Raw genomic sequence first — 24,691 nt, 5'->3', positions numbered from 1 at the left:
ACGGTGGATGGAGGGAACCGACGTGGGAGACGCCGGGATGGACGCGGACGTGGTGATCGCGGGCGCCGGCGCGACCGGCCTGATGCTCGCCTGTGAGCTGCGGCTGGCGGGCGTCGAGGTGGTGGTGACCGACCGGCTCGCGGGCCGGACCGGCGAGTCGCGAGCGGGCGGGATGCACGCCCGCACCCTGGAGGTCCTCGATCAGCGCGGTGTCCTCGACCGGTTCCTGGCAGCTGGCGAACGGCAGCCGGTAAGCCACTTCTCGGGGCTGTGGCTGGACTTCGACGAGTCCGAGTCCCGGCACATCTACCCGCTGAACCTCCCGCAGTCCGCCATCGAGCAGCTGCTGGAGGAGTGGGCCGCCGGACTCGGCGTGCGGGTGCGCTGGTTGTCGGAGGTGAGCGGAATCCGCCAGGACGGCGCCGGCGTGAACGTCGACCTGAGCACGGCACCCGCTCCCCTGCGCGCCCGCTACCTCGTGGGCTGCGACGGCGGCCGCAGCGCGGTGCGCAAGCTGTCGGGCATCGCCTTCCCCGGCACACCGGCGACGATGACCGGGCTGCTGGGCGACGTCCGGCTGCCCGGGCTGCCCGAGGACTACATCTTCATGCGGCGCTGTCATGGCGGCCACGTCTCGGTGTTCGCGCTGGAGCCGGGCTGGCACCGGATCATCACCTCCGAGTTCGACCGCGTCCCGGACCGCGACGAGCCCGCGACGTTCGAGCAGCTCCAGGAGTCGCTGATCAGGCTCGCGGGCACGGATTGGGGCATGTGCGACCCGCGGTGGGTCTCCCGGTTCAGCGACGCCGCCCGGCAGGCCGCGCGGTACCGGGAGGGCCGGGTGCTGCTCGCGGGCGACGCCGCGCACATCCACTACCCGTCCGGCGGGCAGGGGCTGAACGTGGGTGTCCAGGACGCGGTCAACCTCGGGTGGAAGCTCGCCTCGGTGGTGCGCGGCGAGGCGCCGGACACCCTGCTGGACAGCTACCACGACGAGCGCCACGCCGTGGGTGCGCGCGTCCTGCGCAATGTCCAGGCCCAGGTGGCGCTGGTCCGCCCCGGTCCCCAGACGGACGCGCTGCGGGACGTGTTCGCCTCGCTCGTCGAATTCGAGGACGTCAACCGGTATCTGCGCGGCATGCTCACCGCACTGGACATCCGGTACCCGGCCGACGGCGATCACGCGCTGGCCGGCCGCCGGGTGCCCGACGCCGACCTCAAGACGCCCGAGGGCACCACCCGTCTCCACGAACTGCTGCACGCCGCCCGTCCCGTACTGCTCGACCTGCGCGGCAGCGCCGACGTGGCGGCGGCCGCCGAGGGCTGGGCCGGCCGCGTCGACCTCGTCGAGGCGCGGAGCGAGGACGACCACTGGCCCGTCCCGGGGTGCGGCGAGATCCCCGCTCCCGCCGCACTCCTCGTCCGCCCCGACGGCCATGTCGCCTGGGCGGCCGCCACCGACGGCGCGCCCGACACCACCGCGCTCCGGACCGCACTCACAACCTGGTTCGGCGCGGCCCTGCCGCGATGAGCCACTGCCGGGAGATGCCGATGTTCGTACCTCGCCCGTACCGCCCGCCCGACACGTCGTGGCTGATCGAGACCATCAGGAACAACCCGCTGGCACTGCTGACGAGCAACGGCCCGCCGGGAGCGGCCCCGTTCGCCACCCACCTGGTGGCGATCCCGGAGGCGTTCGACACCGGTTCGGCCGACCTGGCGGGCAGTGCCCTGTTGTGCCACCTGAACCGGCGCAACCCGCACTGGTCGGCGCTGGCGGACGGCGGCGTCGTGCTGCTGACGTTCACCGGGCCGCACGGATACGTGACACCGACGATCTACGAGTACACCCCGGCGGCGCCGACCTGGGATTTCACCTCGGTCCACGTGCGCGGGACCGTCCAGAAGATCGAACCGATCGAGGAGACGCTCGACGTGGTCATGGCCACCGTGCGCACCTTCGAGAGCCGGTTCGGCAGCGACTGGGACATGACCGAGTCGATCGGCTACTTCCGCAAGATCCTGCCCGCCGTCGGCGCGTTCCGCGTCCACGTGACCGGCACGGAGGGCATGTTCAAGCTCAGCCAGGAACAGAGCACCGAGGTCCGCGAGCGGGTACAACGCTCGTTCGGCGGGCGGGCGAGCCCCCACTACCGCGCGATGGCGGGCCTGATGGGCTGCCTGCCCTCAACGCCCCGCTCCCGGCCCCGCGCCGACGGCTGACGCCGACACCCGCAGGCGGCCAGCACCTAGTTGTACTGACCTGAGAGGTTGGGAACGCGGCTGGTGGGTGGTTGGCCGTGCGACCACAGCCCCAGCAAGAAGCGGCATAGGGGGAAGCTCACGGTCGAGGTCGTCGGATCTGTTGATGATGCCGTTCAGAGTCACCGCTGCGCCGGTGGACAGGTGGTCGGGATGCGTCATGATCCAGCCGGTGACTTCGCGCACGGTTGGTGGTTTTGACCCGGAGACGCGGTCGTGGCTCTGCCAGAGCGGTACTGCTGCAGATGTCGTTGCACCGCGAACTCGCCGCCCGGGTAGCCAACGGCTTGGATTTCGCGATACAGCTGGGTGGCGTTGCGTTCTCCCTCGTTCCATCGCCTGTGGAGTTTGAACAGCCCCTTGGATATCGTAGGCGATGAGGCAAGCTTCTCCCATGCGACTGCTGCGGCTGTTGCCAAGGTGGAGGTGCGGGGCTACCACCAGAGCTGGCAATGTTTGTCGAAGGTGGGTTCGCTTCCCGTGGCAACACTGCGATTTCCACAGCACGGAGAGCGGAACCCTCCGAGATATCAACGTTGAACCTTCATTGGACGCAGTCGACCAGGAACGCCGCCACACGCAGCTGTCCCGTCGCCGGAAGATACCGGCCAGCAAGGCGACCGAACGTCGATCATGCAGACCAGTCAGCCCATCAATCAGTCGTCGTCAACGTCGCGTCCAGCCAGAACACGTCGACCGAACAGCTTGCTGAGACGCTACACCAGTACTCCGACGGCAACGCTCGACTCATAGTCAAGTACTACACGCACGCCCACCGGCAAGCCTCGATCAGTTTCATGCTCGGTATCGCCTTCGCTGTCATCGGGTTCGCCATCTTTGGCGCTGCGGCAGTCAGCTACCTCCGTAACCCGGACCAGGTGGGCGGCGCCATCGTCGCCGCAGTCGCCGGAGCGGTCGGGTTTCTGTTCTCCAGCGCGCTGACAAGGCGAGAGATCTGACGGTCACCCTGATCGATCGACTATGGACCGGCCGCCAAGCTGACCGCCCATTCATCAGCGCACTTGGTGTCATTGAGGTGATCTCAGCCAGGTACGCCGGCCCCTCGTCCTTGGCGCGTTGCGCGTTCACGGCACCGGGCTCTCGACAGGTTCTGCCGTGGAATCAAGAGCGGTGACGAGGTGGCTTCCGATTCCGGAGGTGTCGCAGAGGCCGCCGAGAACGAACGCGGCCACCAACGGTACATACAGTGCTCGGAAGGTTTGCCGGACATCCGCACGGTGGATATCCGCGGCGGCGACTGCGGCCAGCATCGCCTGCGTCGTCGTGGCCAGCTCCGATGCACTCGCTTTGGTGATCAACAGTGCGGCAAGTTCTCGCGCGTGGGCTGCGGCGGTCTCGCAGCCGATCGGCGATTCGGAATCCGTGGCTTGTTCGAGAAGGATGCCTGTGGCATGACGCCAGCTCGTGATCCCGCCGGTAGCTTGCGGTGTGACTTTGCCGGACGTGAGAAGCGAGACGATAGCGTCTGCGTACGGCATCGACGAAACCGCCACATCGATCACTTCTGCGCAGCTCGAATGCAGCGTCGACAGAAACGTTCGAGTTCCTGTACGCGGCGGAAGGCGCAGGCCGTCGATGTCGACTATTTGTTCCCAGGCGTTATAGCGGCCGGTTCCGAACATCCAGGCCACCACGCCATGAGGCACACGGACGGCATCGTCGGCATCACGCGCGCCGGCGGCAGCGGCGACCGCCGGCGCGCCCACCATGACGTCGGAGACGAACCGGCCTGCTACTCCACGGCTGCACTTCAAGTGTTCGAATTCCGTATGGGCAGCGAGGTTGAGTACCTCCATTTCGCGTTCGTCGCTCGCGAAGTCCACGATGTCATGCGCCATCGCGGCACACACACTAAGGGTGTCGAGGTAGCCGGGCGGCCTGCGCCATGGTGTCGAGGAGTCTATCTCCATGAATGAATTGGTCCCGAAGTCTGCCAGTCGCGCGTAGACAATTTCGGTGAAGGTGAGATGTGCGCGCATGCGAGTCAGGGCGGTCGCGTAGCCGGCGGGCGTTGCGTCGTCCGGACGCGCCAACTTGGCGCGAGCGCCGACCGTGAGGCCGGTCAGGACGAGGTTTCGCGCCCATATTCCGGGAATGGCGGCCACTTTTTCCAGGATGGCCGCTCGCCGCATCCTTGCTTCGGTCAGCAGCCGCTCGCCTCCGCCGGGAGACACGCGGTCGGCCTCGTGTGCGCAATCATCGCATCCGGTGGCGTACATAAAGCTGCAGATGACGTCGCGTACTTCCTTGGGTGCACAGCCGCCAAGCAAGAGGACGGATGCTCCCAGCGCGGTCCAGGCAACTTCTGACGCGTCTACGGCAAGCTTCGTCGCGTTGTATTCACCATAAAGCACGGCGAGATCTTCTGTTAGTGCATCCCCCGGCTTGTGTATATATTTCTTGGGCATGGATGGTTCGGCATGTTTCGCGGACTTTCTGTCCATCGATTCCCGCTTGTGCAGCTCAAGGATCACAGCTTCTGTTTCCAGCGCCTTGAGTGCGGCGGTGACCATGTCATCCAGTCGAACATCCACTGATGCAAACATCTCTCGCGCCACCTTGACGAACTCTTCGAGGCGCACCTTTTCGGTCTTCGTCAGCTGCGCGTGAAGGCTATCCGGCAGCGACTCTTCGCTGCCTTGACTCCGCCGCATCTCATGGGTCATCGGGATCCTCCGGTCGTCTCAGATAGCCAAGGCCTCTCTTGCGCAATGATCCATCGTCCACAATCGACGATAGTGGTCGTCGGTACCTCGCTCGGCCGGGCTGTTTCTCCCTGGACTTCCGATCCCGCCACGTGACGTGGGCGCAGTCGTCCCCGGTTTCACGGTCCAGGCACCGGGGAACCGGTTGCAATTCTGGAGTAATTTCCATCTCAGTATGGCTTGGATGGCATCCGATCTCCAATCGGCCGACCGCGTGACAATTTCGTTGACAATAGGGTCCATCGAGCGACACAAGAGGACCGAGGATGGCCACGGCCACAAGGCGGCCAGTGCTGCCCGATGGCAGCGTCGGCCGTCCGCCAGATCCACGGAACCATCAGCAGGCGCTCGGAGCCGTCGTCCGCTGGGGCTGGATCATCGAGGACCCTGCGGGTAACCGCGACGACCGCACCGCCTGCCGCGACTCGGGCATCGGACACACCCTGGCCGCGCGGCCGGTCATGACTGACGGCGGCTACCAGAGTAGCCCGGGCGTGATCATGTACGGCATCCCCCTCGCCGGCCGGCCCGACTCCTAGGCCGCCAACAACAAGATCAGTGACGAGACGTCGCCTGGTCAGGGGTCACCCGGATCGGTAGAAATATGCCCAGTCACCGCAGTTCCACCCAGACTGGACGGCGGAGAGTGCGGCTTTGGGCCTCGGCAGCCGCTGTGGACGACAAGATCACGGCCATCCCTCTCGTTGGTGGCCTCGATTCGAGGGGGTCTCGCTGATGTTGACGAAAGTGTTTCGTGCTCTACTTCCCGCTGTGGTGTCGCCGGTGCTGGTCGTGTCGGCCGCCGCGCCGGCCGTTGCGGACGAGATATCGACCCCCGCCATCAAGGACTCGACCATTCTGCGCAGCACCGTCTCCGCGGCAGGGTGCCCGGATCTCAACGCCTACAAATGTACGCTTGGTCGCACGGATACCCTCCAGGCCAACACGGGCGGCCTTGCGTATGTGCGCGCTCTCATCGGGTTCCAGCTGGCCGTCCCGCCTTCGTCGGTCACCCGATGTACGGTGCAGTTGGCGGCATTCACCAAACCGCTTCACAACCCGGTCGAGGTGACCGTTGCGCGAGCGGCGTCAGCGCAGTGGGACGAGGACGCCGTCGATGGAGAAAACGCCCCGGAATCCGGAAAGCCGTTCACTGTGGCCACCGCTTGGCCGCATGCCAACCTGGGGCCGATCGACATCACTCCCGCGTGCAAACGGGCAGCCTCTGACGGGCAGTTCAGCATCTATGTCGGCGTCCAGACTGGCGAAATCGAAGTCTGGTCGAAAGACAGTGGCAACCCTGCGATTTTGCACGTCACCCAGGCTCAGCGCGCCGGTACCGCACCCGTAGCGGTCTAGCCACGAGAGATCCCGGCCGGGATCGGCTGCTCCGCGAGCCATGCTGCCCGCCCTGCCGCGGCCATCAACGCCCGACACAGACGAACAAGCCGCATAGCCCTGGAAGAACGGAAAAGCCGAACATTCAACCGAACCCGGCAAGCAGAATTGCGCCTACCACGACGTCTTCCACGACGACACCGCCTGCCCCCGTGTCCTCCCCGGCCGCGGAGCGGGCGATGTCGTCGGAGGGAAGGCCGCCCGGATCAGCCTCGTGGTCGCCGGCGATCGCGATTCGGGAGTCCGCCGGTTCGGCGCAGTGACCGCATCGACGAGCAGGGACAAGCCATGGATGAGCCGAGAGCCGATGCCCGGGGGAAACGCTTCTGCTGCCCGCTTCCCTCGCCACCCCCGGCGGACGGTGATCTGCTGGACGCCGGCGCGCTCGCCTGGATGGACCGGCTGGGCGTCTACGCCGATCGCCGACAACGCGACTACCTGGCCGCGATGAGCGTGGGGCATCTGGCCGCTCGGACACTCCCGGACGCCCCCATCGCCCAGCGGAAAGTCTACGCCGAATTCCTCCTGTGGATCTTCGCCGTTGACGACGCCGTGTTCGACGAGCCACTCGGGGAAGTACCTGTTGGGCGCCCTGCTCACCCGCCTGGGCCGGCAGCACCAGAACGAAGTGCCCAGCCTGGATGACTACACCGTCTCCCGGCTGGCCGAAGGGGGTCAAGCCTCCTCCGGAACGCTCCTCGCCTTCGGCGGATTCGCTCTCACCGACGCCGAGCAATACTCCCCGAACGTCCGTGCCCTCGAAGAGCTCGCCGACCTCCTCACCATGTGGGACAACGACATCTTCGGCCACACCAAAGAGGAGAAGCGCGCCGCGCGGTACGACCTGCCCCGGGAATTCAACCTGATCCGCCTCATCCGGCACGAGCATGCCTGCACCGTCCAGCAGGCGCTCGCCCGCGCGACCGCGATGCGGGACCGAGTCATGTGCCGGTTTCTCCGGCTGCACGAGCAGGAAATGCGGGACGCCGGCCCGGAATTGGCCCGCTATCTGACAACTGCACTTACGCCTCGGCTACCACACACCCACCGAGCACGAGAGCGTCTACTACCGCCTAACCTGCGACAGAACAACCAAGACACAACATCCGCGGAGTCTGAGAACAACCGACCGGCGAGACAATGAAGCCGGTCACGAGGCAACTGTTGGGGCGACAGTCAGCCTCGTCGAAGCACCGGCGGGCGTGCTCAACGGAGGCCGTTCGGCAGGGTACCTCCCACGCTGGTCTGGTCGATGGGCACGCTGAACTCATGGTCGAGATGAGTCCTTCCGCGGCACGCGAGTTCTGGAAAGCGTTGATGGACAACGCATCCGCCCTGATCGCTGACGCGTACGCCCTGTTAGCTGTTGACTCGTATGGGCGCGCCCGCTCGTTAAGCGTCCTGGCACAGGAAGAGCTCGGTAAAATCCTCTGGATCTACGAGGCATTCTCGACCAGCTGGAATCGGGGAGACGATACGCCTCGCGTTGTGGATGAGCTTGCTCAGCACGGACGAAGCCACATGAAGAAGTACCTCGAGGCAGCCATATTCGGCGACGAGCTCGCCGAATATGGGGGGACTACAGCCGTCTCCCCGATCTAGGTTCGGACCTCGAATCGTGGCAGCAGGCGCACAGGCAACGTCAACAAGAGGCCGAGCTTGCGGCTCGTGAGGCCAATGACGCCAAACAGCGGGGCTTCTACGTTGACCGAGCCGACGACGGAACTGTGCTCTCGCCAACGGCACTCCCCGCCGGGACAACGGCAGCCGATTTACGGACAGCGGCCCAGGTGATCGAGATGCAGCTCATCCGTGATCACACCCGAATGAAGCACGATGCCGCCACACCGTACGACAGCACCCATCCGCCCCGCTCCCCAGGCAACGGCCCGTGCCACCGCGTTGTGCACCCCACACGACTCCCGCGCGGGGCACCATCGTGCGACATCCCACGCAACCACGCAGGAAACCCAGACCCGCATCAGCCACTCGCTGCGAGATCCCAACAGGGTCCCGGGTCCTCCTGACTACTTACCCGTCGATGACAGTCCTACTACCAAGCCCTGGTCTGACGCACCGCACCGTCAGCCCACCAAGCGGCTGGGCCGCCCGCATCACCCGCGCGAGCGGCCCAGACAGCGGTCGTGGTCAGAGGATCGGCGTCACCGAGTAGACCATGCGCTTGCCTTCGTGCTCGGCCACGGTCCACATGGCACCGAGCGAGGGGCTCTGGGTGCCGTTCGGCCAGTGAGATAGGTCCTCCGGGCCGATGGTCAGCGTCTGGCTGTCCACCACGTTCAGCGTGCCGATCGGCGAGGTCACCTTCGCGGTGATGTGTAGCTTGCCAGCGTTGGTCTGGTTGCTCTGGCTCAGGTACCACCGGCCGTTGAAGCGGGTCGCGCCCTGGATCCGCCGCGGCGTGTCCGGGATCTTGTACGCCGCGTCCGCTTGCCAGCGGTAGGCGGTGTTCATGATCAGCTCGCCGTTGCTGTCGAAGGCACCCGCGATCGGCCAGGCGGCCACCCGGCCGTTGGTGGCCGTCGAAGCGTTGCAGTACTCGCCTGCGAGTAGGTGGTTGGCGCCGGCGCGGTCGAGCGAGGTGTATGAGAAGTTCGGCGACCCGTCGCTGGCGCTGCAGTCCGTGCCGTCGGCGGCGGTGCGGGTCCAGGAACCGACCTGCGGCATGATGTAGCGGTAGGCGTAGGCGTGGTACTTCTGGGTGTCTTCCTGGAAGCCGACCTTGACCGGGCCCTCCGTCGTGCCGTTCTTCGACGCGCCGAGGTCGTAGATGCGGCGCATGTCGAACATCCGGAAGCCGCGGTTGGTGTCGGCGACGAACAGGTAGTTGCCGTACCAGACGATCCCGCCGGCGTGCAGCGACGTCGAGTGGTCAGGGTGCGTGATGTCCTGCGACACCCGGACGGACTCGTAGTCAGGGCGGGCCCTGATGGTCTTGGGGTACACCAGGAGCACGTGGCGGTAGGCGCCGGTGTAGGGGTTCATGAAGCTGATGCGGACGCCCTTGATCGAGAGGGGATCGTTCTTGTCGTACCAGCTCACCAGCACCGGCTGGTTGCCGGAGCCCCACTCCTGGTCTGCCTGCATGTCGGCGACCGTGGTCACCCCTTGCGGGTACCACTGCGTGGTTTCGTTGTCGTCGTTCTGGAAGCAGAGGCTTCTGGTGATCAGCGGGGGGATGTCCGCGTCCGCCACTGCGGCGGGTTCGCAGGCCCCGTGGATCTGGACCGGATTGTCGTCCTTCCGGTTCAGGTCGTTCATGATGTCGCTGACGGTCGCCTTCACGAGCGGCAACGCGTCGGCCCGGTCGCGCAGGTCGGTGCCGTAGGCGTTCGGCCGCAGCTCGAAATTCGACAGCGACAGCGGGTCGGCGCCGGCCGTCGCGGGTGCGACGACGAGCGAGGACACCACCAACGACGGAACAGCCAGACAGGCCAACAACTTGTGGCGCACAGTCATCCGATCTCCCAATTCCTCAGTGGACAAACCCGTGACGTGGACCCGTCAGACGACCTCGAAGTCGGCCATCATGCCCATGTCCTCGTGCTCGGCGTTGTGGCAGTGGAAACATGTACCGGCCGCAGTCGGCAACGAAGTTGGCCCGCACCTTGATCAAGGAGGCTCTGGCCGCTGACCACCAGGTGTCCTGCCGAACGATCGGCCTCCCGCTCACCACGTGACAGGCAGGGATCGCACGCCGTAGACGACGTTGAACTCCCGGAAGTCCAGCAACTCGTAGGATTCGGCCAGGGCCAGAGCGGGGAAGCGGCGCAGCAGGGCCGGGAACGCGAGACGTAGCTCCATCCTCGCCAGCGGCGCGCCGAGGCAGTGGTGCACGCCGTGGCCCAGGGCGACGTGCTGGGTTGCCGACCGGGCGAGGTCGAGGCGGTCGGGGTCGTCGGCGGTGGCGTGGTCGCGGTTGGCCGCCACCAGTGAGGGCACCACCATGGAACCGGCCGGAATGGTGTGGCCTGCGAGTTCGACGTCGATCGTGGCCCGGCGTGGGGGCATCCAGTTCACCACCGACAGCCAGCGCAGCAACTCCTCCACCGCGGAGTCGATCAGGTCCGGGTCGTCGCGCAACGCGGCGAGCTGGTCGGGGTGGCGCAGCAGGGCCAGGGTGCCGAGGCCGAGCATGTTCGAGGTCGTCTCGTGGCCGGCGAGCAGCAGCAGCTCGGCGATGCCGATCAGTTCGTCGGTGTCAAGGTCGTGGCCGTGGTCGCGGACGAGCATGCCGAGCATGTCGTCACCGGGATCAGCCTGAGCGTCGGCGACCAGGTCGGCCATATAGGTCCGGCCTTCCCGCTGGACGGCCATCCTGACCTCCAGCGGCAGCGAGGTGTCCAGCATCCGCATGGCGCGTTCCTGGAACTCAGCGCGGTCGGCGTAGGGCACGCCGAGCAACTCGCAAATCACCAGCGACGGCACCGGCAACGCGAAGTGCGCCACCAGGTCCGCCGGTCGGCCGGCGGCTTCCAGGTCGTCGAGCGCCGCCTCGACGATCTCGGTGATCCTCGGCTCGAGCCGACGTATCCGGCGCACGGTGAACTCCGGGGTCAGCATCCGCCGCAGCCGCGTGTGCTCGGGTGGGTCGAAGCTGATCAGCTGCCCGGCGCGCAACTTTTCCGCCTCCTGCTTGTCGGCCATCTCGGCCCCCGGGATCTGGCTCGCCGCGGTGCCGAACCGGTCGAAGTCGGACAGCACCTCACGGACGTCCTGGCGACGACAGACCAAGTACGCGGGCTGACCGGCCGGGGTCGTGATCGGCACCACGCCCTCCTCGTCGCGTGCTCTGCGCAGTTCACCAGCCGGGTCGAGGCCATCGCGGCGCATCGGCAACGGCAGGTTCGGAGCTTGCGTCATCGGGTTTCCGTCCGTTTCTGTTTCGCCGGATGCCTACATTCGGTGTGCGTGACGATTTCTCACCACTACGACGAGACAGCACGACGATTTGTGATACCAGCCTGCGACCTCACGATCCGCGGCGGCAGGTTGTCGGTTTCGCCCACCACACTGCGGCACGACGACGGTCCCGTACGCGTGAATCGCTTAACGGATGAGCAACTCGTTGTCTCCTAGTGCCTGCTGGGTCGGTATTGCGGATGAACCGCATGAAAGCCACGGCTTTGACGAGGCGAAGGCGTGCACGTCAACAGCTGAGGCGCGTGGCCATCTTCGCTGCTTGCCGCCACTGTTCGACGACGTGTGACGACAAGCTTGACTGCCTGCCCAGTACAGAGCGTGGATGGACACCTATGGCATCCGCGCAGGTACGCCTGCGCTGAGAAGGAAGGACCAGGAATGAGACGCTCTCCGGCTGGTCGTACCCCGCGTGGCTCCCGCCCGCATCCGCGTCCGCGCGGACGAAGTGACCCGCTCACGGTGACTACACCCGAAGTGCCGCCGCAACTGAGTCCTCCGGCCGCGCGTGCACTGCTGCGGTTGCTACGCAACGCCCGTCGCAGCACGAGCACGCACTCTCAGGAGGTGTGATGCGCTACGCCTTCTACGGCCGGGTTTCGACCGAAGACCAGCAAGACCCCGAGGCGTCGCGCAATTGGCAGCTCGAACGGGCCCGGGCGGTGATCGGGCCGGGCGGACAGATCGTCACCGAGTTCTTCGACATCGGCCAGTCACGTTCGCTGCCGTGGAAGCGCCGTCCCCGGGCCTCGGCGCTTCTCGATCTGCTCAAGCAGCCAGCCCGGGGCTTCGAGGCGGTGGTCGTGGGCGAACCTCAGCGCGCCTTCTACGGCAACCAGTACGGCCTGACCTTCCCTGTGTTCGTCCACTACGGAGTCGAACTCTGGGTCCCGGAAGTCGGCGGCGCGATCGACCCCGAATCCGAAGCGCACGACCTGGTCATGTCGGTCTTCGGTGGCATGTCCAAGGGCGAACGCAACCGCATCAAGGTCCGCGTGCGCTCTGCCATGGCCGCCCAAGCCAAACTCGAAGGCCGCTACCTCGGCGGCCGCCCACCGTATGGCTACCGGCTCGCTGACGCCAGGCCCCACCCCAACCCGGGCAAAGCCGCCGAAGGTCGCCGTCTGCATCGCCTGGAACCCGACCCCGCCGCCGCACCCGTCGTGCGGCGCATCTTCACGTCCTACCTCGTCGGACAAGGCCTGTACTCCCTGGCAGAAGATCTGACCCGCGACGGTATCCCCTGCCCCTCGGCACACGACCCCGAACGCAACACACACCGCTGCGGCACCGCCTGGTCCAAAGGTGCCATCCGCACCATCCTGAAGAACCCGCGCTACACCGGCCACCAAGTCTGGAACCGGCAGCGCAAAGACGAACGCCTGCTCGACGTCGACAACGTCGCCCTCGGCCACGCCACGAAGCTGGTGTGGAACAACAAGGACGCCTGGATCTCCTCGACCGACCCCGTCCACGAACCCCTCGTCGACGCCGACACCTTCGCGCGAGCGCAAACCCTGTTGGCCGCCAACGGGAAGGGACGCAACACCCGCGACCGGCAGCGCGTCAAGCGCACCTACGGTCTGCGTGGGCTCCTGCTCTGCGGTCTCTGCCAACGCCGGATGCAAGGCCAATACACCCGCCACCAGCCCTACTACCGCTGCCGTTTCCCCACCGAATACGGACTCGCCAACAAAGTCATCCACCCCCGCAACGTCTACCTCGCCGAACGCGACATCCTCCCCACACTCGACAACTGGCTCGTCACACTGTTCGCACCGCACCGCCTGCGCGACACACTCACCGCACTCGCCGAGTCACAACCCGACCCCACCACCGACCCCGATCGCCTCGCGACCGAACACACCATCCGCGAATGCGACGCCAAACTGACCCACTACCGCAAAGCACTCGAAGCCGGAACCGACCCCACCCTGGTCACCCAGTGGATCACCGAGATCCAAGCCCACCGCGCCCAAGCCGTCGCCGCCACCAGGACCACACACCAGCCACAACGCCTGGCCACTAGCGACATCGACACACTGATCCATGAACTAGGTGATCTCAGAACCGTCATCGACCAGGCCAACCCCGACGACAAAGCCGACGTCTACCGCAAACTAGGCTTGGCCCTGACCTACCGACCCGGAAAACACGAAGTGCGCGCCGAGATAGCACTCGACGCGCACATGTGGGGTTATGGGTTGTGTCCGAGGGGGGACTTGAACCCCTAGAGTAGGGAAAATCCCTGCGACCGAAAAATCGCACGACCACCAACAGGCAAGCTCAGCACGAGCACGTCTCTTCCAAGGCAATCGATCAACTGATCAACTCGTCTATGAAGTTGTCTTGGGTCTGTAACAAGTTCGGTGTTTTCGGCGTTTGCGGTTAGTACTTCTGGGCGCTCGGCCAGCGATCACTGAATGTGTTCGCGAACGCGTTCAGGGCGGGTTTCCACCGCATCGTCCACCGTGTCTGCCCCTTGCCGGTCGGGTCCAGCGATCGGGTGACGAGGTAGAGACACTTTAACGCAGCTTGTTCCGTGGGGAAGTGACCTCGTGCCCGCACAGCCTTACGATACCGCGCATTGAGCGATTCAATGGCATTCGTCGAGCACAACACACGCCGAATTTCGGGATCGTAATCCAAGAAGGGAGTGAACTCCTCCCACGCATTGCGCCACAGACGGATCATCGCCGAATACTGGCCACCCCACTTCTCTTCCAACTCGTCCAACGCCACCTCCGCAGCCGTGACGGTCGCAGCCGCGTAGATCGGCTTAAGATCTTTCTTCAGCGCGTCCCAATCACGCTTCGACGCGATCCGGAAAGAATTGCGAATCAAATGAATCACACAGGTCTGCACCCGGGCCTGCGGCCACACATCAGCCACCACATCCGGCAACCCCTTCAACCCGTCGCAGACCACGAAGAACACGTCCTTCATGCCACGGTTCTTCAAATCCTGCAACACCTGCAACCAGAACTTCGCTCCCTCACCACCGGTCCCGGCCCACAGGCCGAGCACATCCTTACGACCCTCGAGTGTCACCCCGATCGCCGCGTAGAACGCGCGGTTGGCGACCTGCCCATCCCGCACTTTCACAACAATCGCGTCAATGAACACCGCCGCGTACACCTCATCAAGCGGACGCGACTGCCATTCCTGCATCTCCGACACCACAGCATCGGTAATCCGCGACACCGTCTCCTTCGACACCGACGCGCCATAAATCTCGGCGAAATGCGCGGAAATCTCGCCCGTTGTCAGCCCTTTCGCATACAACGACAACACGATCTCATCGACACTCCCGAGCCGACGCTGCCGCTTTTTCACGATCACCGGCTCGAAGCTGCCCTCACGGTCTCGCGGCACCCGAACCTGCACTTCGCCCACCGCATCGGAGACCACCGTCTTGGCCCGCGAGCCGTTCCGCACGTTCCTGCCCTCACGACCGGGCTCGTCGGCGTGCTTGGCATGCCCGAGGTGCTCGGTCATCTCCGCCTCCAGCGCGGTCTCCAGCACCGTCTTCGTCAGCTGCTTCAGCAGCCCGTCCGGCCCGGTCAGGGCCAGCCCCTGCTCCTGCGCCTGCCTGATCACCTCCGCGGCCAGCCGCTCCTGCGCGCTCGTCTCCGGCGCGCCGGCCTTCTCCTTCGATGCCCCTGTCGTCACAGCATCAACACTCATCACACTCCGTGCCCATCCCGCCGGACCTCAGCCCCGGCGTGTCGGGCCGAACCCACCGATCTTGAAACAGTCCCGTTGTCTTGACCATGGCACTTTACCGGACCGTTCGGGATGGCTCAGGCGCGACACGTCACCGGCGTGTACAGACGTCACGCGGGTGTTAGGCGTCAGAAGAAGTCCTCGCCCAGCTGCACCATGACCAAGTTCCTCCACCGGAGTGAGGTTGAGGTGTGTCAAGGATCTTGGTTGTTGATTAGGCAGCGGTTGCTGCGGTCTGGTGGTCGGCCAGTGCTCCGGCTGGGGTGCGGTAGCCGAGGCTGCTGTGGAGTCGTTGCCGGTTGTAGAACACCTCGATGTAGTCGGCGACGGCGAACCTGGCATGTGCCCCGGGTGCGGAACGGTTCGCGGTGATACATCTCGTTCTTCAGGGCGGCGAAGAATGATTCGGCAGCCGCGTTGTCCCAAAACGGGTCCGCCCGAGGCTGGTTCGGATCTGATTTTCCTTGCAGTAGAGGGAAAACTCGGCCGAGGTGTATTGGCATCCGCGGTCGCTGTGGAAGATCGCACCCGGCCGGGTGCGGCCGTGGGTGATCGCCATGGCCAGGGCGTCGGTCACCAGCGAGGTGCGCATGTGGACTGCCGGCTGCCAGCCGATGACCATTCGGGTCGCCAGATCGATCACCGTGGCCAGATACAGCCAGCCCTGCCCGGTCCTGAGATAGGTGATGTCAGCGACCAGCCGTGTGCCGGGCGTGTCACCGGTGAAGTCCCTGCCGATGAGGTCCGGGCTGGCCACCGGCTGCTCGCCGGGCACAGTGGTGGTCTTGTAGGCCCGGGGCTGGCAGGCTTTCAACCCGGCCTCGCGCATCAGCACGGCAACCAGGCCGACGCTGCAGGCATGTCCGCGCCGGTTGAGCTCCGCGGCGACCCTCCGGCAGCCGTAAGCACCCCTAGCTGCCGCCTCAGCGGCCGTGTCGACCGCTTCTCGCAGCCACTGTGAACGGGTGCCCGGTCTCGGTGTTTCCCAAGGCTGTTGATCTTCCCACGTCACCCTTCGTCGACTTGGTCCTGCTTGGTCGGGGCGGTGCGGTTCTGGTGGTCGGCCCTGCTGGCGCGGCTCCGGCTGAGGTGCGCCGACCACTCGTCACCTTTGTACAGCCGCGCAAGTTCGATCAGCGAATCCAATAGGTGTTCTCGCTGCGAAGGGTCGAGTTCGGACCAGAACCACCCGGCAAGGCGAGCCAACCATTGCTCAGGGGGATGTGACTGCGCTGGGGGCGGAAGCGCCGCGATGGCGCGCGAGAACCCCGCCAGGGCGGTGGCCGTCGCATCGGCGGGGAGATCCGTCAGAGGTACGCGCCGGAGCCACCATGCAGCCAAGGTTGCCGGGTCCGTCATGACGTCGCGCATGGCGTCCAGTCGCGCCTGGGAGCGGTGAAGGCGAGCGTGCTCGGTGGACATGTCGGTGTGTTCGCGGGCGGCGCGTACGCGATCCTGCTTGCTGCTCGTAAGGTGTGCTCGGGTGATCCGCCAGCAGGCTCCGGGTAGATGGTCAGTGTTCTGGGGATGGCTGAGAGTCGCGAGAACTGCGTCTTCAGCTCTAGCGGGATCGAGGAGGCAACAGCCCGGCGTCAGCTCGCTCGCGCGCTCACGCACAACCTGGCGGATAGCCGGCAAGAGCGAGCCCCGTTCGCCGGTCGTCTGTCCATTGGTGGAGTCGTCGGTGAGATGCCAGCCGATGGTGAGCGCGGCAGTGAACGCCAGGCCAGTATGTTCGCTGGGCAGCAGTGTACTGAACCGCAGGCGCCGCTCCTGCGTCCTGCGGATGCGCGTCAAGAACATCGGTTTGACTAGCCCTGTGTGGCTCCGGTTGTCTCAGATCGCACCGCTTCTGCTCGTCCGTTTTCGGTCGCACGTTGGTCGGTCGTCAGCATGAGGGCGCTGGTAGCTCGCTTAACGATTCGGTAATGAGCTGAGTCCCGCGCGGGCGCCGACCTGTCGCGCGAAGGCAAAAAGGGTTCGAGCGACTTTGTATGCAACAGATGCGTGGTGACAGCCTCGACGAGCAGGTCCTCGGCGTGGTCGTCGAGCCGCCCATCGTCGATGGCGGCTCCCCATTCGCATAGTGCCCTTGCCGCGTGATCCCGGCTCTGGGCCAGCGTCCAGGCCCCGACCCACCCATCGCGTAACCGATGCATGATCTCAGAGTCGGTGCGGGCTTGCCGCAGCAGCTCGGCGGCAAATGCGATGCCTTCGCCGGCAGCCAGCAACATGACGAAACCGCGCGCGGCAGCTGCGGGCCACCGGCTCGCCCAGGACTGCACCGCGCTCAGGACTAATGCTGCGGAGTCACGGTCGCGGGATGCCAGCACCCGAAGTGCCTCGCCGGCCTTGTCTGCGATGGCGCTGTTGGCGGGATTATCCAAGATCCATTTTAATCGAACAAGCGCGCGCTGCAGCGGCATGCCCTCGTTTTGGCAGAATTCGGCGACAATGCCTTGATGGACGGCGGACGTAGATTGGGCCCATTCGCGGAGTAATGTGAGGACATCGGACCTGAAGCCGTCGGATGCCAATCCCGCCACGAGTGTTGCAGAGACGAGTGCACGTTGACGCTCATTGCCTGTTAGCCATTTTGTAATGGAATTACGAACCGCATTATTGTCCGCTTCGGAGGCAAGGGCGACAATAATGGAGCCGAGGCGTTCGGTATTTCGCGCAGAAGGTCCAGGAATACTGACGATCGCGCCGAACCAATTGAGGAGGTTGGGTCGTTGAAAAGGATACTCGCGCCAGAAATAGCGCAGAACCGCAAGATCGGCTCCGGGGCGGGACGTTGTCAGGTGGACCTGATCCGCTTCAACGCTGGCATCGAGCAACGAGAGACGACGGGTAAATCCCGGGTCAGCGAGCGCTTTGAACGCATTGCGCGGCGCAGCAAACTCGGCCAGGAGTGCGTCATATGCGGAGTACACGAACCCTGTCGCGGACCCTTCCATCGCTGCTGTCGCCACTAGCAAGAGCTTGATGTCTGCAACTCTCGCGAGATCGTCAATACCTCTAGGAATCTGGTCGAAGTGCTTCCGCAGGAATGACGGCCATGCGGCAATCTGGGCTACCGCCTTATGTAACGCTTCTGGCTCCTCAACGGTGGCCACGACGCGAGCCAAAGCGGCCGCGTCCGCCGGCTTGGTGAGCGTAGCTATAGCCTCACGGACCTGGTCCTGCGTAATGCGATTGCGCATGGCCTCATCCGCAGTGCGCCATTCTACATGTCGGCGCAGGACTTCGTGTGCATCTGGTTGGCCCAGCTCTCGCATGATCGAGGACGCCGCACCGGAAGGATCGGACCATATGGTGTGGGTCGCCAGCACTACAAGACGCGCCTTTGCCTCGTTCAAATTGTCGTTGAGACCGACAAGTGCATCCACGAATTTAGGCGTGACTACATCATCTTCATCGCTGAGATCAAGCAGGTAGTCTCCACCTGAGGTCGCGCGGATGAGTCGGGTATCGGGGGTGGACCAGTCCACATCGAACTCACGTATCATTCGAGAATCGTTCGACGGGACGTTCCGGGGGCGGACTTCATTCAGTAGATGCACTGCTGCGGTGCGGCGTCCGGTATGCGGTGCCCCCACGATGACCAGCAGTGGACTGCTTTCGAGAGTCCGCCGCGCCTTATCGAGGTGATCGACGGGGACAAAAGCCTCCCGCGCCGCCTCGACGAAATCACGTGCGACAGGCCGCGAACTCAGCAACGGGCCTTCGTAGAAGTGTTGATCAACCCCTTGATAAAAAGATCCCGATCCAGAATTGAACCCGAGGTTCGTTGCGTCCTGTTGAGGATAAGTCATAACTTTACTTGTTGCCTCGGTTGATTGTCTGAAAGGTAGCCTGATAGAAATCGCCTTTGCCTAGGTTAAGGCCGACTTGAACAGGGTTCGGGGCGACCTGCGCGTCGCTGTGCTGCCGTAGCTGCTGCGTCAACGCGACAAGTTCGGGTACGCTGCTCGGATCATCGCGTAGGAGTCGACGTAGATGCTCCGCCCATTTTCGTGCGAGCGCCTCTGCAAGCGGGTCCCGTGCCGCTTCGTCAGCAGAACGCAACTGTTCACGATCTCGCTCGACGCCGTCTGAGATCTCGTCGACCTCTCTGCGATGCTTGCGACGCCACAGGTTCGCGAACCACCCCACCGCTTGTTTCCCGGTTTCCGTTGCCAAGGTCCGAACGAGTGCCTGAGCAGCGTCATCGACAATCAAGTCCACATTTGCTGGAAGATTCACCCGGCTCCTCCCCACCATCTGGGCGCTGACCCCGATCCCGAAGATAACCACAGAGTCGCGAATACCTGGACGTGTTCGGGTCAACTTTCGCCAAGATCACCGCAATAGCGCAATATGCTCGACAGATCGTGATCCGCCCCTGGCTGATGACACCGCATTGGAGCAGTGACAGCGCGGCTCGAAGCGGAGTACCACCACGAAGTCACGTCCATTGCCGGATGACGCGAGAACTGCGCTGCTGATGGCAACGGTGTTTATCGGTGCACGATGTCCGACCCAGGAGCACTGGCCGAAAACCCGAGGACCGTGAACGTCCGCGAAGACTTACTGCGGCGCGGGAGCGGCCAAGCAGCGCGTCGCCGACGCGGAGGCGCGCATTCACCGACATCAGGCCGCTATCGAGGCGGAGGGATGACGCGAGGGAGAGACCCGACCGCGCTGGTTCAGGTGATCAACGAGGCACAGGCCCAGCGGGCGGCGGCACGAGCGGCGTTGAAGACCCGGCCCGATACCCCTTCGGTCACGCGGGCCGACGTGCACACGATGATCGATTCACTCGGCGACATAGCGATCGCTGTCACGGCGAACAAGCCGACACCGCTGGCGCGGCCCTCTACTCGAAGTTTTCGGTATGAGCCATGCGAGCGGGCCGTCTGCGTGACCGCCACGCCCCGTGTGACTAACAGGATGGCCGTCGTCGGCGGCATGACCAACGGGCCGCCCAGCCCCACCAGGACCATCAGCAAGCCAGTGCCCACAGCGGCATTGTGGTGGGGACCAGAGCCAGGGCCACCAGGCCGCCCGCCATGGCCGCAAGGCCGGTCGCGATCAGCGGCGGCCTGCCGAAACGGGCCGCCAGCCGGGCGGTGAACGGGGTGAGCAGGAGGCCGATCACCATCATCGGCAGGAACACGGTCCCGATCCCCAGCGCCGTGAGGCCGCGCACGGACTGCAGGTAGAGACTGAAGACGATAGGCAGGCCGTAGAACCAGACCATGAACGCGAACCCGATCAGCGCTCACGACCACCGGGCGGGAGCGGAACAGGTCCATGCGCACCATCGGGCGGCGCACCCTCGACTCCACCACCACGAAGGCCACTGCAGCGAGGACGGCCACCGCCAGCGCGACGACGACCCGGGGACCGGTGAAGCCCAACGCGCCCGCCTCGATCGCCCCGTAGGTCAGACCGCCCATCGCCCAGATCGCCAACGCCCGCGCGGGGGGGGCGGCCTCCGGGAAGGCCTCGGAGAGCAGCGTCATCGACGAGGGCATCATCACCGCGGCGGCCCCCTGCAGCAGTCGGGCGCCGACGAGGGCGGGCATGGTCGGGGCGAGCCCGCACGCCAGCGACGCGACGACGAACAACAGCACTGCGGCACCGAAGGCGCGGCGCGCACCGATGCGGTCGGTGAGCGAGCCGCAGAGAGCAGCAGCGCGGCGAATACGAGGGTGCAGCCGACCATGACCCACTGCAGGGCGGTCACCGACCGCCGAGGTCGCTCTGGATGAACGGCAGGACCACATTGACGATCACCGCGTCCAGGGTGATGACGAAGAACCCGAGCAGGGCTGCGACGAGGGTGAGGACCGGGGCGCGACCGTCGCCGGCCTCGTTCCGCACACTCGTCGCCGTCGATGTGGACATGACACTGGACTCCTCAGTAGATGGTCGTGGACCTCGGGGGCCCGGTCGCGTCGCCGCTTCGGGCCTGACCACAGAGAACACCGCGGTACGCGACCGCGGGAGTGCCAACCCGTGGGGGTACCAGCTCAGCCCCTCACCCGGCCCGTCGGGAACGATGGTCCCGTCGTGGCCGACACTTCCGGGCACCGGGCCGCAGACCCCGCGTCCGACGACCGCGGGCCCTAGAGACGTCAGGAGGCCGCTACCGCGACACGGGCCGTGGCCACGACATCGGCTCCACCCGACAGGCGAGCCAGACGGTCCAGCGGCATCCGGACCTGCTCCAACGGGCCTGGCGGCTCCTACACGACCGGATCAGTGTTGGGTCGCGGACTCGACCTCCGTCTGGACACCGGCGGGGTTCTGCTGCGTCGCGCTGCTCACCGATGTCTACTCGCGTCCTCGAGCGCCCGTCTCCGCTCCCCCATACCTCCGCGCGCGCACGCTCGAGTTTCTTCGAGCTGCCAAGACGATCTCTGGGAGGATTCGGCGGGTCGAGCTGCGGGGCGGGAGGAGGCGGGCCTTCTCGCTGCCGGCGAGTAGCGAGACGCCCGGTCCCTCGAGCTGAGGCAGTGGCGGCGCGAAGGGACGGGTGAGGCGGGCCGCACCCGACCCCGTCCGTCAGCGGGCCGTCATCCGTAGCGCACCGTCCATCCGGATGGTCTCGCCGTTGAGGTAATCGTGCTCGGCGACCATCGCGACGAGCCGCGCGTACTCGCTCGGCTCGGCGAGCCGCTGCGGGAAGGTCACGGAGGCGGCGAGGCCTGCGCGGACGTCGTCGGAGAAGCCCGCCATCATCGGCGTGTCCACGATGCCCGGTGCCACGGTGACGACGCGGATGCCGTACTGGGCGAGGTCGCGGGCCGCCGTGATCGTCATGCCGGCGACCCCGGCCTTGGACGCCGCGTAGGCGATCTGGCCGACTTGCGCCTCGAACGCCGCGATCGACGTTGTGTTCACGATGACGCCGCGCTGACCGTGCTCGTCCGGCTCGGTCGCGGCGATCCGCTCCGCGACCACGCGCATCACGTTGAACGTGCCGAGCAGGTTGACCTCAAGCACGGCACGGAACAAGCCGAGGTCGTGTGGCCCCTTCCGGGACAGGATCCGCGCCGAGGGCGCGATACCGGCGCAGTTGACAGCCAGGCGCAGCGGCTCGGGGCCGCCCGCGGCGCGGGCCACGGCCTCGGACACCGACGTCTCGTCGGTGACGTCCGCGGCGACGAGGGTGACGCCGTCGGGTACGGCCTGGGCGGCGGCGACGGCCTTCTCGAGGTCGAGGCCGTACACGGTGGTGCCCTGTCGGGCGAGGTGCTCGGCTGTGGCGGCGCCGAGGCCGGAGGCGGCTCCGGTGACGACGGCGGCGATGCGGGTGAGCTGCATGGGTCTCCTCGGGTCGGTGGGGCGCGCCGGTGAAGCAGGCCGCGGCCGGCTGCGAGGCGCTGGAACTGGTCGGTGCCCTCGATGATCTGGGTCGATGGTGCGACCGGCTGTCAGCGGCCGACTGCGGCCGGCGGGCCCACGACTCCCCGGAGCCGGGCGAGCTCGTGTCGCCAGGCCGTGTCGGTGTTGAATCCCGCGCCGAGGTCGGGCAGTTCGGCCATGTCGGCCGCAGGGAGGTCGACCAACGTGCCCCCGACCGACACGATCCGCATGGACAAGCGGGCCAGGCCATCGACGCTGACAGCCTGCAGGACGGCCTGTTCCACGCCGGCAGCCGCGCTGGTCAGGCCGTGGGCGCGGAGCACGACGACGGGTCGGTCGCACATGGAGCGGACCATCTCCTCGGCGAGGGCGCGTGTGCGCACCAGAACGCCGCGGGGGTGCACCGGAACCCCGCCGGCGGCCAGCCGGGTGCCGGGGATGTCGAACGCACCGACGATCGGACGGATGGCGATACCGGCGAGATCGGCGGCGACGGTGTCGGGCGGATGGGCGTGCAGCACGGCGTCGACGTCGGGACGCAGGCGCAGGACCTCGGTGTGCAGCGGGAGCTCGTTGGGCGGCGCGTAGCCGTCGAGCTCGCCCGGGGCGCCCTCGGCTCCGTCGAGGTCGACGAGCCGGATGTCGTCCGGGACGGTGTAGCCGAGCCCGCGCTCTCGCGGTCCGCGGCACCGCACGAGCAGCCGGCGTTCGTCGATGCGCATGCTGACGTGACCGAGGATGCCGTCCGCCAGGCCGCGTCCCGCCATCACCCGGCATGCCTGGGCCAGCAGCTCACGCACCGGACCCAGCTCGGACGACCCCGGTGCAGCCGTGCTCATCGCGCCCCCGCCCCGGCCGACCGGGGGGCCGGGCGCGAGGCCTCGACCAGCGCTTGCACCTCGCCCAGGGAGCACGGCTGCGCACCGGCCCTGCTCAGCACCCGGCGGCCGGTGACCAGCGCCTTCGGCCAGTTCACCGTGAGCGCGCCGACGAACGCGCCGCCCTCGGCGTAGAGCACCGCGAACTTCTCGGGATCGGCGCCCTCGACGCGGACGTGGGTGTCCCCACCGGTGCGGCCGACGAGCTGAATCTTCCAGTCGTACTGGTCGCTCCACACGTACTCGACGGGTGCGTGGGTGCGGAGCTCGTCGGGATGGGTGATGTTGTGCGCCACGCAGACCGCCTGCTCGACGGCGTTGGTCCAGTGCTCGAGCCGCACGTATCGGTCGTGCACCGGATGCCACCAGCGCGCGACATCCCCGACCGCCCACACCTGGGGATCGGCCACGGACCTGTTGTGGCTGTCGCAGAGCACCCCGCCGTCGACGGGGATGCCGCTTCCCCGCAACCACGCGTCGTTCGGGACGGCCCCGATCCCCACCACGACCGTCGCCGCGGGCAGCACCGTCCCGTCCTCCAGCCGCACCGCGAGCCCCGAGGACGTCTCGTCGATCCCGGCGACGCCCACCCCGAAGCGGGTGCGCACGCCCCGTCCGGCGTGCAGCTCCCCGAACACCGCAGCCACCTCGGCGTCGAGCACCCGCGACAGGGGAACGGGCACCGGATCGACTAGGGTGACCTCCTCGACACCCATGCCCGACGCGGTCGCCGCCACCTCCGATCCGATGAAGCCCGCACCGATGACCACCAGCGGCCCGCCCGCCCGCAACGCGGCGCCGAGTGCGTGCGCATCGGCCAGGGAGCGCACCGCGTGCAGACCGTGCAGCGGTCCCCATGGCGACGGGCGCGCCGAGGCTCCCGTGGCGACGACGAGATCGTCATAGGGCAGGCTCGTGCCGTTCGCGAGCCGGATGCTTCCGCTCTCCCGGTTCAGACCGACGGCCGCCGAGCCCAGGACGAGGTCGATGCCCGCCTCGGCGGCGGCCCCCTCGGTCAGCAGGGCGATGCTCTCGAGCGTGGCGGTGCCGGCGAGGAAGGCCTTCGACAGCGGCGGCTTGTCGTAGGGCAGATGCGCTTCCTCACCGACCAGCATGATCTCGCCCTCGTGACCCGCCGCCCGCAGCGCCTGGGCCGTCCGGACTCCTCCGACGGACGCGCCGACGATGACCGTGCGCGCCATCAGTCGTCCTCGACGACCAGGGCCGAGACCGGGCAGCTGCGCGCTGCCTCCTCGACCCTGGTCCGGTCGCCGTCCGCGATCGTCGTCTTGAGCAGGACCACGATCCCGTCGTCGTCGATGTCGAACACGTCCTCCGCACCGACCACGCAGTTCGCGTAGCCCTGGCACGCCCCGAGATCGGCCTTCACGACCGCCATGTCGT

The 24,691-nt window shown here is 66.3% G+C and carries 27 protein-coding genes and 3 pseudogenes; 12 read left to right on the top strand and 18 right to left on the bottom strand.

Annotation, left to right across the window (positions count from 1 at the left end):
• The first annotated feature begins 7 nt into the window (after positions 1–7).
• The 3 genes from ABZ863_RS27165 to ABZ863_RS27155 all read left to right on the top strand — a co-directional run bounded on the left by ABZ863_RS27165 (position 8) and on the right by ABZ863_RS27155 (position 3,221).
• Positions 8–1,531, top strand: coding sequence for an FAD-dependent monooxygenase (locus ABZ863_RS27165; RefSeq protein ID WP_358541072.1), 1,524 nt, complete (start codon positions 8–10; stop codon positions 1,529–1,531).
• A 20-nt stretch (positions 1,532–1,551) separates the two neighbouring features.
• Positions 1,552–2,223 (top strand): FMN-binding negative transcriptional regulator, encoded by a 672-nt coding sequence (locus ABZ863_RS27160; RefSeq protein WP_358541069.1) that lies wholly within the window; start codon positions 1,552–1,554, stop codon positions 2,221–2,223.
• A 491-nt stretch (positions 2,224–2,714) separates the two neighbouring features.
• On the top strand, positions 2,715–3,221 hold the full coding sequence (locus tag ABZ863_RS27155; RefSeq protein WP_358541066.1) for a hypothetical protein: 507 nt from the start codon (positions 2,715–2,717) through the stop codon (positions 3,219–3,221).
• Between the two features lie 126 nt (positions 3,222–3,347).
• On the opposite strand, the gene ABZ863_RS27150 is transcribed toward ABZ863_RS27155, so the two are convergent.
• Positions 3,348–4,949 carry a hypothetical protein gene (locus ABZ863_RS27150; RefSeq protein ID WP_358541063.1) on the bottom strand — a complete coding sequence of 534 codons (1,602 nt, stop codon included), beginning with the start codon at positions 4,947–4,949 and terminating at the stop codon, positions 3,348–3,350.
• 416 nt (positions 4,950–5,365) lie between these two features.
• Between ABZ863_RS27150 and ABZ863_RS27145 the strand changes: the two are divergent.
• The 6 genes and pseudogenes from ABZ863_RS27145 to ABZ863_RS27120 all read left to right on the top strand — a co-directional run.
• Positions 5,366–5,491 (top strand): annotated as a pseudogene (locus tag ABZ863_RS27145) (IS5/IS1182 family transposase); the annotation flags it as partial.
• A 232-nt stretch (positions 5,492–5,723) separates the two neighbouring features.
• On the top strand, positions 5,724–6,347 hold the full coding sequence (locus tag ABZ863_RS27140) for a hypothetical protein (RefSeq protein WP_358541060.1): 624 nt from the start codon (positions 5,724–5,726) through the stop codon (positions 6,345–6,347).
• A gap of 327 nt (positions 6,348–6,674) precedes the next feature.
• On the top strand, positions 6,675–7,031 hold the full coding sequence (locus ABZ863_RS27135; RefSeq protein WP_358541058.1) for a hypothetical protein: 357 nt from the start codon (positions 6,675–6,677) through the stop codon (positions 7,029–7,031).
• A complete protein-coding gene (locus tag ABZ863_RS27130; protein WP_358541055.1) occupies positions 6,970–7,530 on the top strand; it encodes a terpene synthase family protein in 561 nt (186 codons plus the stop codon). Before ABZ863_RS27135 ends, ABZ863_RS27130 begins: the two co-directional genes overlap by 62 nt.
• Positions 7,531–7,655: 125 nt before the next feature.
• Positions 7,656–7,988 (top strand): AbiV family abortive infection protein, encoded by a 333-nt coding sequence (locus ABZ863_RS27125; RefSeq protein ID WP_358541052.1) that lies wholly within the window; start codon positions 7,656–7,658, stop codon positions 7,986–7,988.
• Positions 7,934–8,413: an AbiV family abortive infection protein gene (locus tag ABZ863_RS27120; protein WP_358541096.1), complete on the top strand. Its 480-nt coding sequence runs from the start codon at positions 7,934–7,936 to the stop codon at positions 8,411–8,413. Before ABZ863_RS27125 ends, ABZ863_RS27120 begins: the two co-directional genes overlap by 55 nt.
• 121 nt (positions 8,414–8,534) lie before the next feature.
• On the opposite strand, the gene ABZ863_RS27115 is transcribed toward ABZ863_RS27120, so the two are convergent.
• From ABZ863_RS27115 to ABZ863_RS27105, 3 genes are all read right to left on the bottom strand, one after another.
• Positions 8,535–9,863, bottom strand: a complete 1,329-nt coding sequence (locus ABZ863_RS27115; protein ID WP_358541049.1) for a hypothetical protein — start codon at positions 9,861–9,863, stop codon at positions 8,535–8,537.
• Between the two features lie 45 nt (positions 9,864–9,908).
• Positions 9,909–9,995: a multicopper oxidase domain-containing protein gene (locus ABZ863_RS27110; protein ID WP_358541093.1), complete on the bottom strand. Its 87-nt coding sequence runs from the start codon at positions 9,993–9,995 to the stop codon at positions 9,909–9,911.
• A gap of 78 nt (positions 9,996–10,073) precedes the next feature.
• Positions 10,074–11,267, bottom strand: coding sequence for a cytochrome P450 (locus ABZ863_RS27105; protein WP_358541046.1), 1,194 nt, complete (start codon positions 11,265–11,267; stop codon positions 10,074–10,076).
• Positions 11,268–11,896: 629 nt separating this feature from the next.
• Between ABZ863_RS27105 and ABZ863_RS27100 the strand changes: the two genes are divergently transcribed.
• Positions 11,897–13,558, top strand: a complete 1,662-nt coding sequence (locus ABZ863_RS27100; RefSeq protein ID WP_358541043.1) for a recombinase family protein — start codon at positions 11,897–11,899, stop codon at positions 13,556–13,558.
• Positions 13,559–13,712: 154 nt separating this feature from the next.
• Here the strand turns inward: ABZ863_RS27100 and ABZ863_RS27095 are convergent, their stop codons facing one another.
• The 8 genes from ABZ863_RS27095 to ABZ863_RS27060 form a co-directional block, all read right to left on the bottom strand.
• On the bottom strand, positions 13,713–15,011 hold the full coding sequence (locus ABZ863_RS27095) for an IS256 family transposase (RefSeq protein ID WP_358541040.1): 1,299 nt from the start codon (positions 15,009–15,011) through the stop codon (positions 13,713–13,715).
• A 253-nt stretch (positions 15,012–15,264) separates the two neighbouring features.
• A complete protein-coding gene (locus tag ABZ863_RS27090; RefSeq protein WP_358541090.1) occupies positions 15,265–15,423 on the bottom strand; it encodes a hypothetical protein in 159 nt (52 codons plus the stop codon).
• Positions 15,424–15,435: 12 nt separating this feature from the next.
• Entirely contained in the window at positions 15,436–16,062 is a 627-nt protein-coding gene (locus tag ABZ863_RS27085) for an IS3 family transposase (RefSeq protein ID WP_358541038.1), read from the bottom strand.
• On the bottom strand, positions 16,059–16,853 hold the full coding sequence (locus ABZ863_RS27080; RefSeq protein ID WP_358541036.1) for a hypothetical protein: 795 nt from the start codon (positions 16,851–16,853) through the stop codon (positions 16,059–16,061). The genes ABZ863_RS27085 and ABZ863_RS27080 overlap by 4 nt, the downstream gene beginning before the upstream one ends.
• An 8-nt stretch (positions 16,854–16,861) precedes the next feature.
• Positions 16,862–18,868 carry a hypothetical protein gene (locus ABZ863_RS27075; protein WP_358541033.1) on the bottom strand — a complete coding sequence of 669 codons (2,007 nt, stop codon included), beginning with the start codon at positions 18,866–18,868 and terminating at the stop codon, positions 16,862–16,864.
• Positions 18,869–18,872: 4 nt separating this feature from the next.
• Positions 18,873–19,298, bottom strand: coding sequence for a hypothetical protein (locus ABZ863_RS27070; RefSeq protein ID WP_358541030.1), 426 nt, complete (start codon positions 19,296–19,298; stop codon positions 18,873–18,875).
• Between the two features lie 443 nt (positions 19,299–19,741).
• Positions 19,742–20,056, bottom strand: coding sequence for a hypothetical protein (locus tag ABZ863_RS27065; RefSeq protein ID WP_358541104.1), 315 nt, complete (start codon positions 20,054–20,056; stop codon positions 19,742–19,744).
• Positions 20,038–20,295, bottom strand: coding sequence for a hypothetical protein (locus ABZ863_RS27060; protein WP_358541101.1), 258 nt, complete (start codon positions 20,293–20,295; stop codon positions 20,038–20,040). Before ABZ863_RS27060 ends, ABZ863_RS27065 begins: the two co-directional genes overlap by 19 nt.
• 53 nt (positions 20,296–20,348) lie before the next feature.
• On the opposite strand from ABZ863_RS27060, the gene ABZ863_RS27055 reads away from it, so the two are divergent.
• A complete protein-coding gene (locus ABZ863_RS27055) occupies positions 20,349–20,480 on the top strand; it encodes a hypothetical protein (protein WP_358541098.1) in 132 nt (43 codons plus the stop codon).
• Here the strand turns inward: ABZ863_RS27055 and ABZ863_RS27050 are convergent.
• Together ABZ863_RS27050 and ABZ863_RS27045 are read right to left on the bottom strand one after the other, a co-directional pair.
• Positions 20,441–20,824, bottom strand: a pseudogene (locus ABZ863_RS27050) (MFS transporter); the annotation flags it as partial. The gene ABZ863_RS27055 and the pseudogene ABZ863_RS27050 overlap by 40 nt on opposite strands.
• On the bottom strand, positions 20,781–20,945 hold the full coding sequence (locus ABZ863_RS27045) for a hypothetical protein (RefSeq protein WP_358541027.1): 165 nt from the start codon (positions 20,943–20,945) through the stop codon (positions 20,781–20,783). The gene ABZ863_RS27045 and the pseudogene ABZ863_RS27050, both read right to left, overlap by 44 nt.
• Positions 20,946–21,250: 305 nt before the next feature.
• On the opposite strand from ABZ863_RS27045, the pseudogene ABZ863_RS27040 reads away from it, so the two are divergent.
• Positions 21,251–21,384 (top strand): annotated as a pseudogene (locus tag ABZ863_RS27040) (IS3 family transposase); the annotation flags it as partial.
• A 221-nt stretch (positions 21,385–21,605) separates the two neighbouring features.
• Here the strand turns inward: ABZ863_RS27040 and ABZ863_RS27035 are convergent.
• The 4 genes from ABZ863_RS27035 to ABZ863_RS27020 form a co-directional block, all read right to left on the bottom strand.
• Positions 21,606–22,367, bottom strand: a complete 762-nt coding sequence (locus tag ABZ863_RS27035; protein WP_358541024.1) for an SDR family NAD(P)-dependent oxidoreductase — start codon at positions 22,365–22,367, stop codon at positions 21,606–21,608.
• Positions 22,368–22,477: 110 nt separating this feature from the next.
• Complete coding sequence (locus ABZ863_RS27030) at positions 22,478–23,248, bottom strand: class II aldolase/adducin family protein (protein ID WP_358541022.1); 771 nt, start codon at positions 23,246–23,248, stop codon at positions 22,478–22,480.
• The gene (locus ABZ863_RS27025) at positions 23,245–24,489 is read right to left on the bottom strand and encodes an FAD/NAD(P)-binding oxidoreductase (RefSeq protein ID WP_358541019.1); all 1,245 of its coding nucleotides are present in this window, start codon (positions 24,487–24,489) and stop codon (positions 23,245–23,247) included. The genes ABZ863_RS27030 and ABZ863_RS27025 overlap by 4 nt, the downstream gene beginning before the upstream one ends.
• Positions 24,489–24,686 carry a ferredoxin gene (locus tag ABZ863_RS27020; protein ID WP_358541016.1) on the bottom strand — a complete coding sequence of 66 codons (198 nt, stop codon included), beginning with the start codon at positions 24,684–24,686 and terminating at the stop codon, positions 24,489–24,491. The genes ABZ863_RS27025 and ABZ863_RS27020 overlap by 1 nt, the downstream gene beginning before the upstream one ends.
• Positions 24,687–24,691 lie beyond the last annotated feature (5 nt).

Origin of the sequence: Saccharomonospora sp. NPDC046836 (assembly GCF_040645195.1) — a bacterium.
In the GTDB taxonomy this organism is placed as follows: domain Bacteria; phylum Actinomycetota; class Actinomycetes; order Mycobacteriales; family Pseudonocardiaceae; genus Prauserella_A.
The sequence above is the reverse complement of the archived record's forward strand: the minus strand, read 5'-3'. Positions and strand labels throughout refer to the sequence as shown.